Consider the following 17,219-nt stretch of genomic DNA (forward strand, 5'->3'; position numbering starts at 1 on the left):
ACGCCCCCCGCGAAACCGCTCTTTCGCTCTGCCAGCCTCTCTCATAACGAATAAACTGCGCGCATCGTCATATTTCTAGAATTATGTGCTACTTTTTTCTATTGACATAGCATAGATATGGAATCAATGTCGCTATTTGGCAGCATTGTTGCGCTAGCTTGGTAAGCAAGGATATCAGATGGCGGTTGGCGGCCTGCGCTCGCACCAGAAGGCTCGAGGTCGCGGATGGGGCGCCTTGCAGAATGTTTTCGCTGAGAAGGAGGCGCGTGATGGCGAGCCATTTTTAACCTGGGAAGAGTACGCTGACGATCTCGCTAGTCACTGCGGGTGCGCGACTGTGATCGGTGAAGCAGTGCGAAGATTATGTCCTCGCACCAAGGCACCCGCGCGATCGCGGCGATGAAGCATTCGGGGAAAGCTTGGCGGTACCAGCCACCGCCCAACGCCTGGATATTGTGATTGCATCTCCAAAATTGAAGGGCGCGTCGTTCAGTGACTTAAAGGCGTCGAAGACAATGCTTGCCCCTTAAGACATGCCAATAAACACAAGCAGAGCAGACCATGAACAAGAAAGAACGCGTCTTGGCGGCCATCGCCGGAGATCCAGTGGACAGAACACCGTTCAGCCTTTGGTTGCATAATTTTGCGCGAGAGAACACGGCGCAGGAACTGCGTGACGAAACCGTCGAACTGTACGAGGCCTTTGACTGGGACTTTCTCAAGCCGCAATCCCGCCCCATGTGTTTTGCACAAATGTGGGGCCTGTGTATCGAGCCGTCCACACAGCGAGCCGTATGGCCTACGACAACATACTTTCCGGTACAGAACGCAAAAGATTTCGCTTCGCTACGGCCGGCGGATCCTTCAAGCGGCGCATTGGCCGAGCAGTTGGAGGCATACACGCTTATCCGCGACGCCGTCGGAAAAGACGTTCCAATTGTCGCAACGGTGTTTTCGCCATTGATGGTTGCATCTTTCATGTTTCCCGACGGATACGCGGACCTCAGGAACCTGATGATCGAATCCCCACGGGAACTCGAAGAGGGCCTGGCCGCCATATCCGAAACGCTGACGGAATATGCCGGGCTTTGTCACGAAGCAGGCTTCGAAGGCATCTTCTACGCGACTAATCTGGCCAATCACGGCATGATGACGCCCGAGCAATTCAATCGCTTTCAAAGACCGTTTGACACCCCGATACTCCATGCCTCCAAGGGGCCCTTCAACATTCTCCACATGTGTGGCGACCATATTCTATTCGAAGAGTTGAAGGATTATCCCGCGTCAGTGTTTAGCTGGGCAACGACATCGAAAAATCCCAGTTTGAGCGAAGTGCATGAATGCACACAGAAGGCGGTGCTGGGTGGCCTGCCTGGAAAGCCTTCCATCAAATCAATGTCAGAGGCAGAATTGCTGGACCATGGGCGCCAATCGCTTGAGGAGATGCGCGGGCGCCCCCATCTTCTGGGTCCGGACTGTTCCATCAATCCGGACACCCCCCGGGAACTCATAGGATCGATCAGCAAGCTGTTCCAGTAGCACAGATTCTGCGGTACTCATCCCATCGTCGCCAGAGCGCAGTTTGGCGACGATGGGATGAGAGATACCCGTCAGCGTGCGGGCTATCTGTCATTGCATTCACAAGACGCCCCTCCGCAGCTTTGGACTGTCTTATATTTGGCAGCCTTTTACGCGATCTAAAAACGCAATAACTGGACGGTAGGAAAAATGGCACTTGATCAAATTGATTGCAAAATCCTGCAATTGCTACAAGAAGACGCCAGTATTTCTGTGGCAGCAATCTCTGAAGCTGTAAATCTAACAACAACGCCTTGCTGGCGGCGTATACAACGCCTTGAGTCCGAGGGTTATTTTCGCGGCAAGGTATCTCTTCTAAACAAAGAGAAAATAAATTGCAGCCTGACTGCCTTTATCATCGTCCGGACCACCAATCATAGTATAGAGTGGCTGCAGGAATTCCACGACCACGTTGCCGGGCTACCGGAAGTCATGGAGTTTCATAGACTAAGTGGTCAGATTGATTATTTGATCAGAGTCGTCGTTCCTGATGTAAAATCATACGATATTTTTTATAAAAAATTGATTTCGCGCGTTTCAATAAATGAAATATCTGCAATGTTTTCGATGGAAGAAATAAAATCAACAACTGTTCTTCCTCTTCATTTTGCGGTTCAAAAGAAATGAATGAGATATTTTTGACTACAGTCACATCAGACGATAGCGCGCGGCCCACTTATTCGGGACAACGATCAACTTGCCATGTGACCTGCTCCACTGAGTTTTCCCCACTTTGAGGTTAGACTGGCCTGCGCCCTGACGAAGGAGACAGGCGATGAAACGGTCCAGGTTTTCCGATGAGCAGATCATCGGCATTTTGAAGGGGGCATCAGGCTGGCATGTCTGAAGTGCGCCGCCGAGGCTGCAGAGCTCGATACGCCGCACTCCGTTATCGGGCTGCACACGAGCCTGGGCAGGCTCACCCCGAACGAATTTGCAACCCGGTCGGAAACGGATCACAACGTGAACAGGGCTAATTTATGAACGTGGACAAAACGGGGAGCAGGTCAATTGAATTGCTACTGCGGTCGACCCGCAGACAGATCATGCGATCGCTGTTATGACAAAAATTGACGAATTCGATCTAAAGATCCTTACCTGCCTGCAAATGGACGGCTCGATTTCGCAGCGTGACCTCGCCGAAAAAGTCGGACTTTCGCAAAACGCCTGTTGGCGCCGGCTTCAGCGGCTGAAATCCGCCGGTATCGTCCTCGGCACTCGTGCCACAATCGACCTGGCTGCGCTCGGACTCGACCTCACCGTCTTTGTGATGATCCGTACCCGGCATCATTCAAAGGAATGGGCCGCTGACTTCCGCAACCATGTAGAGCGTCTTCCAGAGGTAACTGATTTCTGTCGGATTGGGGGAGATTGGGATTATCTTGTCAAGGTAGTAACCAAAGGCATGGCCGGATATGATGCTTTCTACCAGAGGCTTATTACCAATTTCGATCTGGCGACTGTCACCGGTTTTTTTTCCATGGAGTCCATTGTCGAAAACCGAGCCGCGGACCTCGCTCGTTTGCGCTGACTGCCGATTTCTTCATGCTTTCGCCAGCAGTGGGAGGCCGTCGAGTATCGATGCTATTCCGTTCTGTTTTGTAATCTGATCCTCACCGCGAGCTTCAGTTTCCGAGATACGTGCCTGCTGCACAGCCGGCAGTCTTCGTTCCCGCCTTCTGCTCCGCCAAGAGGCCGATGACCTGCTCTTCCGGGAACCGTAAACGGATTCCACCAGAAAACGCAGGAGGTTCAGGATACAGTCCACTCAGCGCGAGGGCTGATCTGCGTCAAGCTCCATCACCACTCGAACCGCACGGGCCAGCTTTCAGGAAATTGGCCCGTCTTCTTGCTTGTCTTGATCGATTTCCTGCCAACCGGGGTCTCCGGCAAACCCGGCGCGTTTCACGATGTGGGGTGGACCCGACGTCGAGAGTGATGTTTGGAAATATCGACAGAGCGCAAAGCGCTCCAAACCCTACGACGTTTATCTGTCTCTCCGGCGCTCGGCCTGATCGTTGCCATGAAACCCTCTGTCGGCACCTGGCGCGTTCTTTCGCCTACCGCATTACGGTACGGGCGCCGGTATCTCGTGCGGCATTTCGGTCGGCAACCGACAACACGCCAACGATCAATATCGGCTTTTCGATATATCGTGGATAATGTGATCGCCCAATTTGGTATAATTGCAATCAGACTCTGCGAAAAAACTCTTTTCCTCTTTATTTTTTCACAAAACTCTCCAACGCGCATTTGTTAGCCTGCTCGTCAGCAGCCAACCCAATGGGCGGACAAACGCATGCAAGCGAATACAAGTTTCGGTTCTGGACGAATGTCTTACGGCGGCGCCATTTTTTCGGCAGCCCACAGCGAGACCAGTCGGCAGACAGGTGATCGCCGCCATGAGACGTCCGGCGAGAAGATACGTTATGCTCGGCTTACCAAAGCTAAAGTCGGGCGAACCAGGTTCCTTCTCGATTACGCGTGGCCGATCATACCTGCCGGAACCGATATGGACAGAAGGGACGCGTTATCCCGCGCTCAAGATCGGGCTGAATTTTCCGAAATCTGGGCCACTGACTTGATCTGCGAGAACACCCCCCTGCGGACGGAGCCGGACGGACTGCGTCCACCTATGACGCTGCGCGGCTCGATTAATCCGAGCAATGATGGGGCCATCGTTGCAGTCCCCATCAGTGCGGGCGTGCATTCAACAGGGATCTGTGCCTGATGCCCAGCGCAAAGTTCTTTCTGCGGCGTCTGGTCTATGCCGCCATATCACTTGCCATTCTCGCATTGACTGTTCTCGCTTTCAGCAAGGTCGGTGGCGACCCGGTTGCCATGATGCTCGAGCCCGGGGCAAGCCAGGCTGACATCGACGCCTTGCGCGAGCGGCTTGGATTGGATTTGCCGCTGTGGGAGCAGTACATCAAGTTCATTAAGGGTGCGGTTACCGGGGATCTCGGTACGTCGATCTACTACGGCCAATCCGCCGTTGGTCTCTATTTCGAAAGATTGCCTGCTTCGCTTCTGCTGGCCGGAACGGCATTCGCCTGGTCGGTCTTGCTGGGTATCGGCATAGGCGTGACCGCCGCCGCGCGGCCGGGAGGCTTCCTAGACCGCGCCGGCTCGGTGTTGGCATTGATCGGCATGTCGATGCCGGCATTCTGGCTCGGCATGCTGTTGATCATGTTCTTTTCGGTGCATCTGCGCTGGTTGCCGTCCTCGGGTAGCGGCACGTGGCAGCATCTGGTGATGCCGGCGATTTCGCTTGGTTGGTATTTCGCCGCCTCGCACCTGCGCCTGACACGCTCGGCAATGCTCGAGTCGCTGCAATCGGACTATGTGCGGCTGGCGCGACTGAAGGGCATGCCGGAATGGCGTGTCATCCTGCGGCACGCTCTGCCGGGGGCGCTCATTCCCGTGGTGACTTTGGCCGCGATCAACTTTGTGCTGATGGTCAATGCCGCTGTGGTGATCGAGACCATTTACGCTTGGCCCGGTATCGGCCGGCTGCTCTACGAAGCGATCTCGCTACGCGACATTCCCGTGATCCAGGCCGTGGTTTTGATGTCGGGCTCGATGATCGTAATTCTCAATCTGGCGACTGACCTGCTCTATGTCGCAATCGACCCAAGGATCCGTCATGCGGAATAGATATGGTGGCCTCGATCTCACAGCCAGTGCCGCGGCACTGCTACTGCTGATCTTTTGCATTCTCGCGCTGCTCGCTCCGCTCGTCGCGCCGCATGACCCCACTGCGAGTACGCTGTCCGCGCGGCTGTTGCCGCCGGTCTGGAGCGAAGGCGGTCGCGGCGAGTATCTGCTGGGTACTGACCATTTGGGACGTGATGTGTTGTCACGGTTGATCTATGGCGCGCGGGTGTCGCTCGCGGTCGGCCTTGCGGCGGTCCTGGTTGCAGGAGCTGTCGGCACCGCGCTCGGAATCACCGCCGGCTATCTTGGCGGCTTCGCCGATCAGGTCATCATGCGCGTGGTCGACGCCTGGATGGCGATGCCGTCCCTGGTATTTGCGATTTTCTTGGCGGCAATGGTTGGACAAAGCGCGGTAAACGTCGTGCTTATTCTCAGTCTGGTTTACTGGACGCGCTACGCACGGGTGGTTCGCGGCGAGGTGCTGTCTCTGCGCGAGCGGGACTTCGTTAAGCTCGCAGTGGTGACCGGCGCCTCGTCCTTGCGCATCATGGTACGGCACATACTGCCCAACGTGCTGAACACGACACTGGTCCTCGCCACGCTGATGCTCGGCGTCGTTATCGTCACCGAGGCCTCGCTGTCGTTCCTCGGTGTTGGTGTGCCGCCCCCCTATCCGGCCTGGGGCCTGATGCTGGCGGACGGCAAGCAGCCGATGATGATTGGTAAGTGGTGGCTGACGGTGTTGCCTGGCATATGCATCCTCCTGACCGTAATGTCCGCCAGCATTCTAGGCGACTACCTGAGAGATCGCTTTGATCCGAAAGCAAAGACGCGATGACTACAAAACTATTGGAAATCGAAGGGCTGACGGTCGATGTTAACGGTTCTGACGGGAAGATCCGAATTCTTGACGACGTTAACATTGGGCTTGGCGAAGGTGAAACGCTGGGCATCGTTGGAGAATCCGGTTCGGGCAAGAGCACATTGGCGGGAGCGATTCCACGGCTGTTAGCTCGCGGATTAACCGTTAGTGCGGGGCAGATTCGGCTGTCGGGCGAGGACATTATCAAGATGTCGCCGGCACGCTTGCGGCAGATGCGGGGTGCCGAAGTGGCGACAATCCTGCAGGATCCGTTGCATTCGCTTACCCCGTGGCTGAAGATCGGCGTCCAGGTCGCGGAACCATCGGTGGTTCACGATCGGCTGTCGTGGAAAGATGCGAAGAAAAGAGCGCTACACCTCTTGCGTAGCGTGTGGATCCCGGAGCCTGAGGGCCGGCTTGAAGCCTATCCACACGAGATGTCGGGCGGCATGCGCCAACGTGTGGCGGGCGCCGTGGCGCTAGCCTGCGCGCCGCGCCTTTTGATCGCCGACGAGCCGACAACCGCGCTCGATCCGACGATCCAGCTGCAATATCTCGATCTGCTAAAATCGCTGCAACGCGAATACGGCTTTGCACTGATCCTGATCACGCATGATCTTGGAGTTGTGGCTCGGACCTGCCAAAAAGTCGGTGTGATGTATGGCGGTCGATTTGTCGAAACCGGCACCACCGCCGAGGTCATGGAGCAGCCACGGCATCCCTATACCCGCGGCCTGATCGCTTCGATGCCCAAGCTGCAATCGGCTGGCAGTCGCGACGAACGGCTTGCCATCATTCCGGGGCAGCCGCCGGTGCCGGGTCGGATGCCTTCGGGCTGCTGCTTCCATCCCCGCTGCCCGCAGCGTTTCGAGCCATGCGACAAGGAGCGGCCATCCGCCTTCGTTCTGGATGGAGGCCGACGCGTCGCCTGTTGGCTGGAAGAGGATGTCAGCCAATGACCGACCAACAGATCATGCTCACTCTCGACACGGTGGTAAAGAAATACGGCCGTGCGCCGCGGATCGTTAACGCGGTGGACGGGGTCTCCCTCCAGGTCAATATCGGCGAAACACTCGGCATTGTGGGTGAATCGGGTTGCGGCAAGTCTACACTGGCCCGCTTGATGTTGGGACTGGAAACGCTGACCGACGGCGTGATGCAGATTTCCGGCCGCGATGCGAATACGCTCGACAAGGAGCAACGGCGACTCTACCGGCGCGAAGTGCAGGCGGTGTTTCAGGATCCTTATTCATCGCTGAATCCGAGGATGCGCATTGGCACCACGTTGACCGAACCGTTGGATGTCCACGGTCTCTATTCAACGAATGAACGCCGCGCTCGCGCGGCCGCCATGTTGGAACGTGTAGGTTTGCCGGATGACTCCTTGAGCCGCTACCCGCACGAGTTTTCCGGCGGACAGCGGCAGCGGATCGCTATTGCCCGGGCTTTGATTCTCGAGCCGAAGTTGATCGTGCTGGACGAGCCGATCTCGGCGCTTGATGTGTCGATCCGCGCGCAGGTATTGAATATGTTGGCGGACCTGCGGGACGCCTTCGGCACGGGCTACGTATTCATTGCTCATGACCTGGCTGCCGTAGCCACCATCAGCGATCGCATTGCGGTGATGTATCTTGGCCGTGTTGTTGAAATCGGGAGCGTATCGGACGTAGCTTACGATCCGGCACATCCTTATACGCAGATGCTGTTTGCCGCCGCCGATCCGACGGCCGGTACGCTGCCGCCTAAGGGCGAGCCGCCGAGCCCGATTAACCCCCCTCGGGTTGCCATTTCCATACACGCTGCCCATACGCGCGATCCGATTGCGCCGAAAGGGACCCCGCTCTGCGCGAGGTGCGCGGTCGCATGGTTGCCTGCCACTACGCTGAATCTTTGATCCAACCAGAAGAGAGGAACCAACCATGACCAGCAAAACCGTTACTGATTTTTCAATGACGCGCCGCCGAGCCATAGCGACGATCGGATCGGTGCTGGGTACCACAGCGCTGTCCAGTTCGCTCGTCGGCCCGGTTCTCGCCGCCGACGGCCAGAAGCTATCCTGGGCTATCCATTTCTCGCCGACCAGCTTGTTTTTTGATCCCGGCAAAACGCCTGGGACAGGGGCGCCACTGATCCTTCAATACGCCATGCACGACGCGCTTATTAGGCCGATACGCGGCAAAGCGACCGGGCTGAGCTTGGCCGAAAGCATGGAAGAAGCCGAAGATGGACTAAGCTATACCTTCACTCTCCGGAAGGGGCTGAAGTTCCAGAATGGTGACCCGATCACGGCGGAAGATGCCAAGTTCTCGTTCGACCGTTACAGCGGTGCCAACGAGGAACTGATCCGCGAATTCGTGAAGGAAGCGGTGGTCATTGACCCGCTGACAATCAAATATGTACTCTCGAAGCCTTGGCCGGATTTCATCACTATCTTCGGTACACCCGCCAGCGGCATCGCTTGGGTGTTGCCCAAGGCATATATGGAAAGCGTCGGCGAAGATGGTTTCAAATCGGCACCGATCGGCGCTGGGCCCTACAGGCTTGCCGAATTTGCGGCCGGAACCCAGATTACGTTTGAGGCTTCAGAGCATTATTGGCGAAAGAAGCCGGAAGTGCCGACGCTTGTGCTGCGGGTCGTTCCGGATCCGGCAACTCGATTGGCTGCTATCCAAAACGGCGAAGTTGATTTCGCTTATGGGGTCAAGGGTGACTTGGTAAAGCAGGCAATGACCCAACCCGATCTGCGGGTCGAGTCTTCGGCGATTCCGGTCACCAACTTCTGCATGTTCGCCTCAATGGGCGATCCGGACTCGCCGTGGAGCGATGTTCGTGTGCGCAAAGCTGCCAACATGGCGCTTGACCGTAAAGGCATCAACGAGGTGGCATATGCAGGGCTTGGTAAAGTCTCACACTCAATCGTTCCGCAAGTCATGGACTATTATTGGCAGCCAACGGAGACGCCCTATGATCCGGAAGGTGCCAAGAAGCTTCTGGCCGAGGCCGGTTATCCGGACGGTTTCGATGGCGGCGATCTGAACACGAGCTCTGACGACGAACTGGCGGAGCTGATCCAGGCAAGTCTCCGGTCAGTAGGCATCAACCTCACTTTGCGCTCGACCGAACGCACCGCCTTTCTGCAGCAGGTGATGGATAAGAAGCTGTCCGGGCTCGTGCTCACTGGATCTGGCGCACCGGGCAATGCTGCCAGCCGGTTGCAGCAGTTTGTCCACTCGGAAGGTGCGTTGTCCTATGTGAAGGACGACCAGCTGGACACCGCAATACGGGAGCAAGCCGGAATGCTCGACGCGACGAAGCGGAAACAACAACTCGTTAGCATCCAGCAGAAAATGGTCGATGAATCCCTTTTCCTGCCGGTCGTCGAATTTGCGTTTCCGGTGATCATTGGTCCGCGCGTGGACTACGACGGGGTGAACGGCATTCCCGGCAATCCTTACACCGGACCCTACGAAGACCTGACATTAAAATCCTGATCCCGCAGACCGTGGCGGGGGCCGTCACGCTCCCCGCCACGGCGCGCCGTCACATCCGGTGCCGAGCTTAGAGCGTTTCACGTTTTGACGGAAGCAAAGCCGGCGGTTTGGAAATAGTTGGCACATTCAGCGGTATCGATCGTGGAGACGAGATGTCCAGCGTGCCGCCATGTCTCTTCGATCGTGGGTTTCTGAGCGGCGCGCATCCAGTGCTTGATTTTGGCGAAGGGGCCTGTGTGAAGTGGTCCCGGAAATCCGGACAGGTTGCTAGGGTGTATCCCATTGATCTGAAGGGATACGAGAATGGCGAAACGCCGTAATTTTTCGGACACGTTTAAAGCGAAGGTCGCGCTTGAGGCTTTGCGCGGCGACAAGACGATCCAGGAGATCGCAGCCAAGTATCAGGTACACCCGAACCTGGCGCCTTGCGGTCGATCAGGCCGTCCGGACCTTCAGTGTTGAAACGAACCACCCAGTTCCGGATGATCTGCGGCGTCACGCCGCCGATCCGGGCCGCCGCACTGCGCGGGGCGCCGTCGTAGATCGACGCCAGAGCCAGAAGCCGGCGTGTCTGGTTGGCATTCGTACTGCCTCGAGCAAGGCGGCGAAGGGTAGATGCGTCGTAGTCGGCCCGAAGGGCAAGCGGAGCGGGCATGGCGAACACCTCCTGTTCGCCCATTTGAATCATGTCATACGCCTTCAGGAAATCCCTCGTGAGTTAGAAACGGCGGGATATAGTATAACTCGTTCGAAGTGTCGCCATCAAGGCGCGTCAATAATTCCAATGTCTTAACTGGTTTTGCCGGTTAGGCGCTTTCTTACAGGAAGCACATATGAAGCACGGCGAAGGTAAATCCGGGTCAATTCGCGCGCCCCTGGCACGCTCTCCCCTCCACAATAGATAGTTAGAGATAGGGGTATAAGAGAATTTGCTTTCCTCTGAGCCGCCTTCGCAAAAAGCGAAGGAAGGCGGGCCTGTTTATTCCGACGCCTCGCTCTGTGCTGACATTGCTGTTGCCGGGCTAGACGTCTTCCGCGCCCGGGAAACACAGGCCCTTGATGCCATGCGGATCGGCCGTCTGACGGCGTCGATGCCCGGACGGATTCGGAAAAGTTACGCCTATTGGTTTGTCGAAAGCGCAAGGTGACGCAGATCACGCCGGATGCACAGTTTCCCCGGTGGGCTGCAGGCGGAGCTGGCGTCTTTTCGGGGATGAAGGACGTGACGGCGAATATCGCCGGCCCGACCGTCGCGCTTCAAGACGGTTCCCGATGACAGGCGGGGCATGACGATACTGTCTGTGTGAGCGATTTGCAGGCAAGGGCGCGGGCGGGATGCGTGTCAATTCAGTCGATACGTGAGGATCTTGAGCGCGGCTGCACCGAACAGGATGCCGAGAAGCGCATCCGTGGGGCGGCGAACCGAGAGATAGACCCGTGAGGCGGCGTGCGTGGAGAAGAGAAAAGCGTAGCCGACGAAGACGCTCATCGCGACCAAGGCGCAAAGCAGGATGGCGGCCGTCAGGAATGCGGCAGGAGCCGTTTCACCTACACCCACGGACAAGGTCGCCAGCCAGACCAGCGGTGCCTTGGGATTTGTTAGATGCAGCAACAGACCCTGCACGAAGCAGGATCGCAGGTTGCCTGTACCGGCTGACCTTGGTGCGGCAGCTGCGCCCGGTGTGAAGGCCGAGCGCCACGCCCTGGCGGCGAGGAAGATCAGGTAGAAGCCCCCGGCCAGTTTCAGCGCGGTGAAGAGCGTCGCGGATGTCTTGAGCGCGGCGACAAATCCCAACGCCGCAGTGCCGGCCCAGACCATCGACCCGAGAACCACGCCGCAAGACAGGGCGATCGCCGGCGCGCGCCCTCTCGCCATGGCGGTTCCAAGGATCATGAGCGTTGCGGGGCCGGGGCTGGCCACGCCCACCGTGAATATCGACAGAATGACAAGCAGGTTCGGTAGGTACTCCCAAAGGATATCAGCGCTCATGGGACGGAGTTCCGGTGTTGGCCGATGCGTGGTCGGTGCGCGCCTCAAGCGCACGGACGACCGATATCATGTCGTCTTCGGCGTACCCGAGGCTTTCGGTCTCGCTGTAAAGGGCGAGGCATGCATCCATCAGGGGGGACGCAATCCTGGCATTGCGGGCGGCCTCGACCACAAGACGGTTGTTCTTCAGCACATCGGAAATCCCTGCCTGACGCGAGAAGTCGCGGTGAAGGAGCTTTCCGACCTTGACCTTCGAGACATCGCTCGCCATCGGTCCGGCGTTCAGGATATCGGTGAAACGGTTCATGTCGAGGTCATGTCGCGCGGCGAAATGCGCGGCCTCGGACAGGCCCGTGACCAACGTGATCAAAAAGGTATTGATCGCGAGCTTCATTTGCAGTGCGCCCGGCACCGCCCCGCAATCGAATATCTCCTTGCAAATCGGCGCAAGGATCGGCCGAAGGCGCGTGCGATCCTCGGGCTCGCCTGCAAGCATGCCGACCAGTTGCCCGGCTTCGGCCGGCTTGCGCGAGCCCGAGACCGGCGCTTCGACATAGCGTCCACCGGCGGTGCGAATGTTATCCGACAGGCGTTTTGAATAGTCCGCCGATACGGTGCCCATGGAAACGATGGTCCGCCGGGCGACGCGGAATGTGAAATCCGCGCCGTGACGGCAAAGCACCGCATCCGTCGCCGCGTCGTTTTCCAGCATCAGGATGATCGTTTCGCACCGGGCGAAGAGATCGGCTGCGTCAAGGGCGACCGTGGCTCCTGCCTGTTCCAGCGGGGCGCAACGCTCCCGTGTCCGGTTCCAGACGATGAGCGGCCGTCCTGCTTCGATGAGGTTCAGCGCCATTGGTGCCCCCATCGTGCCAAGGCCGATAAAACCGATTGGTGCATCCGGCGACATGTCAAATTCCCCCAATTGTCCGTCGGCGCAGTCTATGTGCCGTCCGAATTCCGGAAAAACGAATGTTTTTGGATTGCGACTTCAAATAAACGGGTATGTTTCCAGCCGTCCGCCTGCGAACTGATGTATCCCGGCGGACGGCAAGTCATGGTCGTATCTCGCCCATGAGGTCTGCCGCCTGCCGCGCGACGTCTGCAACGTCGAGGCTTAGTGCGAGGTCGGATCTTTCGAGATCGCCGAGCGGGATCCATTTCGCGTCCAGGGCATCGTCGCCGGCAACCGGCTCTCCGCCGGTCCAGCGGCACAACACTGCAATCAGGATGAAGTGGCGGCGCAGTCGTCCGTCTTCGTCCCCGTCGAAGGCATCCACGGCGGTGAAGACGCGAAGCGCCTCGGCCGAAACCCCGGTCTCCTCCAGCAATTCGCGCAATGCGGCATCGGGGATCGTCTCACCCGCCTCGATCTTGCCGCCCGGAAAGCCCCATCGCCCGGCGTCGGGCGGATTGGCCCGCCGAACCAGCAACACCTGATCGTGGCGGATCACGGCGGCGATTGTCGCCACGATTGGTCGTGAGAGCATCATTGAAAAGGGGTTTGCGCTGATTGTCGACATGGCGGTCTTGTCTCTTGAGGCCGGAAAAGGGAAGAGCACTGTGACGCCGTCCCGCCGCCGGCAGGACCCGGGGTCACGGCGCTGCCGCTTGGCAATAAACACATTGGCCCCTTCACGGGGCATTTCACTGTATCGGCAGGAATGGAAGGCATCATGCGCAGGGGCAGACCCGAGTTCATCTGATCGCTATTTACCCGGAGCGACCCGATCTATGGTTTCGTGACGCAACACCTCGCACAAGTCACGCGCTGCCGGCGCGGCGGTCTGGGATCTGAGCATTCTGAGTTCGATTGACGGAAGTCCCGGAAGGTTGAATTCATCGCCGGCGCAGATGATGTCGTCGGGCGCGCCATGCTCGGTTCGCACCGCGATCCCCAGTCTCGAGCGCAGGGCGCCCCAGATGCCGGGCAGGCTTGGCGTGGTCACCGCCGGGCGCCATCGCCTGTTCGCCTGCTCGAGTGTGGCAAGCGCTGCCTGCCGGAAGAGGCAGGGATGGTCGAACAGCACCAGTGGAACCCGGTTGTGTCCCGCTTCGGCGCCGAAGGCCCTGTGCGCGAGCCATCGCATCGGCAACGTGCAAAGAAGGTCTCCCTCACCGCCGGCACCTTCCGCAAAAAAGGCGATGGCGCCATCGAGACGTCCGGCGCGGATCTCGTCGCCCAGTGTGTGGTTCGGACCGGCGCGGACGTCGACATGTACCCCTGGATGATCGCGGGCGTAGGCCGACAGTGTGGCGGGCATGACGTCGTCGAAGAAATCCTGTGGGAGACCGAGACGCACGGTCTCCGATATTGCAGTCGCACCCAGCGCCCGTGCCGCCTCGTCGTTAAGGGAGATGATCCGTCGGGCATAGGAGGCCAGGGCCTCGCCGGCCTCGGTTGGAACAAGACCTCTGCCCTTGCGCACGAAAAGTTGCGTGCCGGCCTGCTGCTCGAGCTTCTTGAGCTGCATGCTGATCGCCGATTGCGATCGCCCGAGTTCCACGGCCGCCTGAGCGAAGCTGCGCAATTCGATCCCGATCACCACAGCGCGGAGGGCGTCAATGTCAAAGGTGGATTTCACTTCACGATTCCTAAAGTCGAATTTCAAATATATTCGTTATTCACAAGTGTAGAGCGTCACTAGTCTCATGGTCAATCCCGGCAGGGCGCCCGCTGACAGGCGCACCAGGGGATGCCGAACATGACAGACAGGCGCCCATGACAGCTCATGCGACGACGATCGGCAGCGCCAATCGCGGTACCTTGATAATCGTTGTCGCCGGGAGCATCGTGCTGGCGCTGGCGTTCGGTGTGCGCTCTGTCTTTGGCGGGGTCGTCGAGCCCTTGTCGAACGACCTGTTCGACGGCAGAATCGAGGTGTTTTCGCTTTCCATCGCGATTCAGAACCTGGTCTGGGGTCTTGCGCAGCCGGGCTTCGGTATCATCGCCGACAAATATGGCGACCGGCGCGCGTTGTGGCTCGGTTTCTTCTGTTATGTCGCCGGGATGGCGGTCTGTATTGCCGGATCGACGGCGTTCTCGCAGCACATCGGGGCCGGCGTTCTCGTCGGCATGGGGATTTCGGGCACGGCGTTCGGCGTCGTCCTTGCGGTGGTCGGGCGGGCCGCACCGGAAGACAAGCGCAGTTACTATCTTGGCATCACCTCGGCCATGGGATCCACCGGTCAGGTCGTTCTGCCGCTTCTGGTCTCCTGGCTGATCGAATGGCTCGACTGGCGGACGACGTTGATCGTCGTTACCTTTGCACTCGCCCCCATGGCGGTGTGCATTCCGTTTCTCCGGGCGCAAACGCGTCCGGCGGTGCGCACTGCGGACAGCGTCTCGCTTGCCCGTGCGGTCAGACAGGCGTTCGGGCACTCGAGCTATACGCTGCTCAGCGCCGGATTTTTCGTCTGCGGCTTCCACCTCGCCTTCATCACGGCGCATCTTCCGAGCTACGTGCAAAACTTCTGTGTCTCGACGGCGTCCGCGGCGGAGCTGCGCGCGCTGGGACTTCAGGCCCTTGCACTCGCCGGCTTTGCCAACATCTTCGGCACGCTGTTCGCGTCGCATCTGGGGACCAGATTTCCGAAACCCTATGTTCTCGCCGCGATCTACGCGCTCCGGGCGCTCGCGATCCTCATCTTCATCACGCTGCCGGTAACGCCGACGTCCGTTTTGATCTTCGCCCTCGCGATGGGCGGGCTCTGGCTTTCGACGGTGCCGCTGACCAGTGCGCTGATCCTGACGATGTTCGGTCCGCGTGCGATGGGGACCCTGTTCGGCTTCGTTTTCCTGAGCCACCAGCTCGGCGGGTTCGCCGGTGTATGGCTCGGCGGGTTCGTCTTCGATCGGTACGCCAGCTATGATCAGGTTTGGTATCTTGCGATCGCGCTGGGTCTGGTTTCTGCGCTCGCCCATCTTCTCGTTCGGGAGCGGCCGGCTCCCTGCATAGGCCTTGCCCATGGCGAATGAACTTCTTTTCCTCTGGCTTGCAGCCTTCCCGCTCATGGGAAGTCCGGGGCCGGCCACAATGAGCCTTGCCGGTCTCGGCACGGCCTTCGGGTTTCGCTCGAGCCTCAGCTACCTTCTCGGTATCATCGCCGGCACGACCGTCGTTCTGCTGTTGATCGCGACAGGCGCGACCGCCCTTGTCCTCGCCCAGCCACTTCTTCTCACGGCGCTGACGATTGTCGCCGGGATCTATATCCTCTACCTCGCCTGGAAAATCGCCATGGCCCCTGTCGGCCCGATGCCTTTGCGTTTGGAGCAGGCGCCGGCCTTCGTACCGGGCTTCAGCCTGGCCATTGCGAATCCGAAGGCCTTCGCAGCGATCGGAGCAGTCTATGCAGGTCACACCCTCGTCGCGGACAGCCCGATGGTCGATGCGGTCCTCAAACTGGCGGCACTCGCCTTGGTCATCATGATCGTCAACACGCTCTGGCTCGGCTTTGGCGCAACCTTTTCAAGGGTCCTGACAAGTCCCGTTGCCGGACGGGTGGCAAATATCCTCTTCGCCAGCATGCTGGTGGTGTCGGTCGGGTTCGCGCTGATAGCAGCATGACGTCGGGCGCGGCTTCTCGGGCCCATCCTTGTAGTCGCGACGTTACGTAAGGCCTTCTTTTCAGACGTTTTCTTGTGGACCGATACCCGCTCCGGTCCTGCTTTCGACCCGGAATGGTTGAACGAACCTGTGCCCGCGATGAGATCAGGGTCTCAATTAGCCATATCCACTACGCGATGGCGGCCGTCGAGGCGCTGGACCAGGCCGGCTGGACGCCGGAAGATCCGGTCGCGCGCAAGCGCACTGCCACAATGGACGGCACGGTGCGGGCGGTGAAGCCGCCGATGGCGACCGGGTCGACATAGGCTTCCGTGCCGCCGCGCGCTCCGCAAACGTGAAGCATGTCTCTCCAGTGCCTTCGGCTTTGGCGGGGTGAACGCGGCGCTGGTGTTCAGCCGGGCGGACTGAGGCGCGACCGCAGCGCCTGCATCACGGTTCGATCTCGATGGTCCCGGAGACCTCGAAACCGTCCTGTCCCATGCGGCCGACGACGATTTCGCCGGAGGCCGGATAGACGCCGGTCAGTGCCGTGATGTTCACCTGATGGGTGACGAGAAGCACGGCTTCATCCGCAGGCCTTGCCCGAAGCAAGGCGAGCGTTTCGCGTGTTTGTGCGTCCCGGCGCGCGCGTTGCGTGAAAAAGGAATTCAGCGCGGGAAGGTCTTCCACGGCACCTAACGCGAGAAGTCTCGCCGTTTCCCGGCAGCGGCACCACTGCGAGGTCAGAACCCGGTCGAAGGAGACCCCTTCGGCACGCAACCGGTCTCCGATCTTCCTTGCCTGCGCACGGCCGCGGTCGTCGAGGGTGCGCTGGGTGGTGCAGTTGCCCAGCGTGAAGCCCGCCGGGTCGCCCGTTCCCGGAGCGAGTGCATGACGCATCACGGCAATCGCGCCGGGCTGCTTCAGTGCGGCCCAGGCGTCTTGCGCATCATCGGCTGCGGCCAGCGGGCCGATGCCGACACCGGCCAGAACCAGCAACGGCAGCCCGAAAAATCGAGCGAAAACCCGGGTAAAGGCGAAGAGACGCGATTGCATGGGAGCCTCGTTCCAGCGGTCATGGACGCAAGGTCACC

General features: G+C 59.1%; 15 protein-coding genes and 4 pseudogenes. 11 read left to right on the forward strand and 8 right to left on the reverse strand.

Translation table 11 applies throughout. From position 1 onward, the window contains the following. Positions 1-561: 561 nt before the first annotated feature. The 8 genes and pseudogenes from BLU32_RS18425 to BLU32_RS22605 form a co-directional block, all read left to right on the forward strand. Positions 562-1,539, forward strand: coding sequence for a uroporphyrinogen decarboxylase family protein (locus tag BLU32_RS18425; protein ID WP_093809369.1), 978 nt, complete (start codon positions 562-564; stop codon positions 1,537-1,539). A gap of 189 nt (positions 1,540-1,728) precedes the next feature. Next, positions 1,729-2,205, forward strand: a complete 477-nt coding sequence (locus BLU32_RS18430) for an Lrp/AsnC family transcriptional regulator (RefSeq protein WP_093809371.1) — start codon at positions 1,729-1,731, stop codon at positions 2,203-2,205. Between the two features lie 433 nt (positions 2,206-2,638). Further along, positions 2,639-3,109 (forward strand): Lrp/AsnC family transcriptional regulator, encoded by a 471-nt coding sequence (locus BLU32_RS18435; RefSeq protein WP_093809373.1) that lies wholly within the window; start codon positions 2,639-2,641, stop codon positions 3,107-3,109. Between the two features lie 1,199 nt (positions 3,110-4,308). Beyond that, a complete protein-coding gene (locus BLU32_RS18445) occupies positions 4,309-5,235 on the forward strand; it encodes an ABC transporter permease (RefSeq protein ID WP_093809377.1) in 927 nt (308 codons plus the stop codon). After that, positions 5,225-6,073, forward strand: coding sequence for an ABC transporter permease (locus BLU32_RS18450; RefSeq protein WP_093809379.1), 849 nt, complete (start codon positions 5,225-5,227; stop codon positions 6,071-6,073). Before BLU32_RS18445 ends, BLU32_RS18450 begins: the two co-directional genes overlap by 11 nt. Beyond that, positions 6,070-7,056: an ABC transporter ATP-binding protein gene (locus BLU32_RS18455; RefSeq protein ID WP_093809381.1), complete on the forward strand. Its 987-nt coding sequence runs from the start codon at positions 6,070-6,072 to the stop codon at positions 7,054-7,056. The genes BLU32_RS18450 and BLU32_RS18455 overlap by 4 nt, the downstream gene beginning before the upstream one ends. Next, positions 7,053-7,991 (forward strand): ABC transporter ATP-binding protein, encoded by a 939-nt coding sequence (locus tag BLU32_RS18460; RefSeq protein WP_197673638.1) that lies wholly within the window; start codon positions 7,053-7,055, stop codon positions 7,989-7,991. The genes BLU32_RS18455 and BLU32_RS18460 overlap by 4 nt, the downstream gene beginning before the upstream one ends. 313 nt (positions 7,992-8,304) lie before the next feature. Further along, positions 8,305-9,324 (forward strand): annotated as a pseudogene (locus BLU32_RS22605) (ABC transporter substrate-binding protein); the annotation flags it as partial. A gap of 341 nt (positions 9,325-9,665) precedes the next feature. On the opposite strand, the pseudogene BLU32_RS21920 reads toward BLU32_RS22605, so the two are convergent. Further along, positions 9,666-9,815: pseudogene (locus BLU32_RS21920) on the reverse strand (IS630 family transposase); the annotation flags it as partial. Positions 9,816-9,891: 76 nt separating this feature from the next. On the opposite strand from BLU32_RS21920, the pseudogene BLU32_RS22380 reads away from it, so the two are divergent. Beyond that, positions 9,892-10,005 (forward strand): annotated as a pseudogene (locus BLU32_RS22380) (transposase); the annotation flags it as partial. Here the strand turns inward: BLU32_RS22380 and BLU32_RS22385 are convergent. From BLU32_RS22385 to BLU32_RS18495, 5 genes and pseudogenes are all read right to left on the reverse strand, one after another. Beyond that, positions 10,004-10,243, reverse strand: a pseudogene (locus tag BLU32_RS22385) (transposase); the annotation flags it as partial. The pseudogenes BLU32_RS22380 and BLU32_RS22385 sit on opposite strands and share 2 nt — an antisense overlap. Before the next feature lie 687 nt (positions 10,244-10,930). Beyond that, positions 10,931-11,578: a LysE family translocator gene (locus tag BLU32_RS18480; RefSeq protein WP_093809389.1), complete on the reverse strand. Its 648-nt coding sequence runs from the start codon at positions 11,576-11,578 to the stop codon at positions 10,931-10,933. After that, entirely contained in the window at positions 11,568-12,488 is a 921-nt protein-coding gene (locus BLU32_RS18485) for an NAD(P)-dependent oxidoreductase (protein WP_093809391.1), read from the reverse strand. Before BLU32_RS18485 ends, BLU32_RS18480 begins: the two co-directional genes overlap by 11 nt. 145 nt (positions 12,489-12,633) lie before the next feature. Continuing rightward, positions 12,634-13,101, reverse strand: a complete 468-nt coding sequence (locus BLU32_RS18490) for an NUDIX hydrolase (protein WP_244501741.1) — start codon at positions 13,099-13,101, stop codon at positions 12,634-12,636. A gap of 186 nt (positions 13,102-13,287) precedes the next feature. Further along, positions 13,288-14,163, reverse strand: coding sequence for a LysR substrate-binding domain-containing protein (locus BLU32_RS18495; protein ID WP_208976922.1), 876 nt, complete (start codon positions 14,161-14,163; stop codon positions 13,288-13,290). A gap of 137 nt (positions 14,164-14,300) precedes the next feature. On the opposite strand from BLU32_RS18495, the gene BLU32_RS18500 reads away from it, so the two are divergent. Continuing rightward, positions 14,301-15,557, forward strand: coding sequence for an MFS transporter (locus BLU32_RS18500; RefSeq protein WP_093809393.1), 1,257 nt, complete (start codon positions 14,301-14,303; stop codon positions 15,555-15,557). Continuing rightward, positions 15,547-16,146 carry a LysE family translocator gene (locus tag BLU32_RS18505; protein WP_093809395.1) on the forward strand — a complete coding sequence of 200 codons (600 nt, stop codon included), beginning with the start codon at positions 15,547-15,549 and terminating at the stop codon, positions 16,144-16,146. Before BLU32_RS18500 ends, BLU32_RS18505 begins: the two co-directional genes overlap by 11 nt. A 169-nt stretch (positions 16,147-16,315) precedes the next feature. Here BLU32_RS18505 and BLU32_RS21925 read toward each other — a convergent pair whose 3' ends face one another. Then, the gene (locus BLU32_RS21925) at positions 16,316-16,489 is read right to left on the reverse strand and encodes a hypothetical protein (RefSeq protein WP_157727747.1); all 174 of its coding nucleotides are present in this window, start codon (positions 16,487-16,489) and stop codon (positions 16,316-16,318) included. An 86-nt stretch (positions 16,490-16,575) separates the two neighbouring features. Beyond that, positions 16,576-17,181 (reverse strand): histidine phosphatase family protein, encoded by a 606-nt coding sequence (locus BLU32_RS18510; protein WP_093809397.1) that lies wholly within the window; start codon positions 17,179-17,181, stop codon positions 16,576-16,578. Positions 17,182-17,219: the final 38 nt, after the last annotated feature.

The sequence above is a fragment of the Stappia sp. ES.058 genome, from assembly GCF_900105595.1.
Lineage (GTDB): Bacteria > Pseudomonadota > Alphaproteobacteria > Rhizobiales > Stappiaceae > Stappia.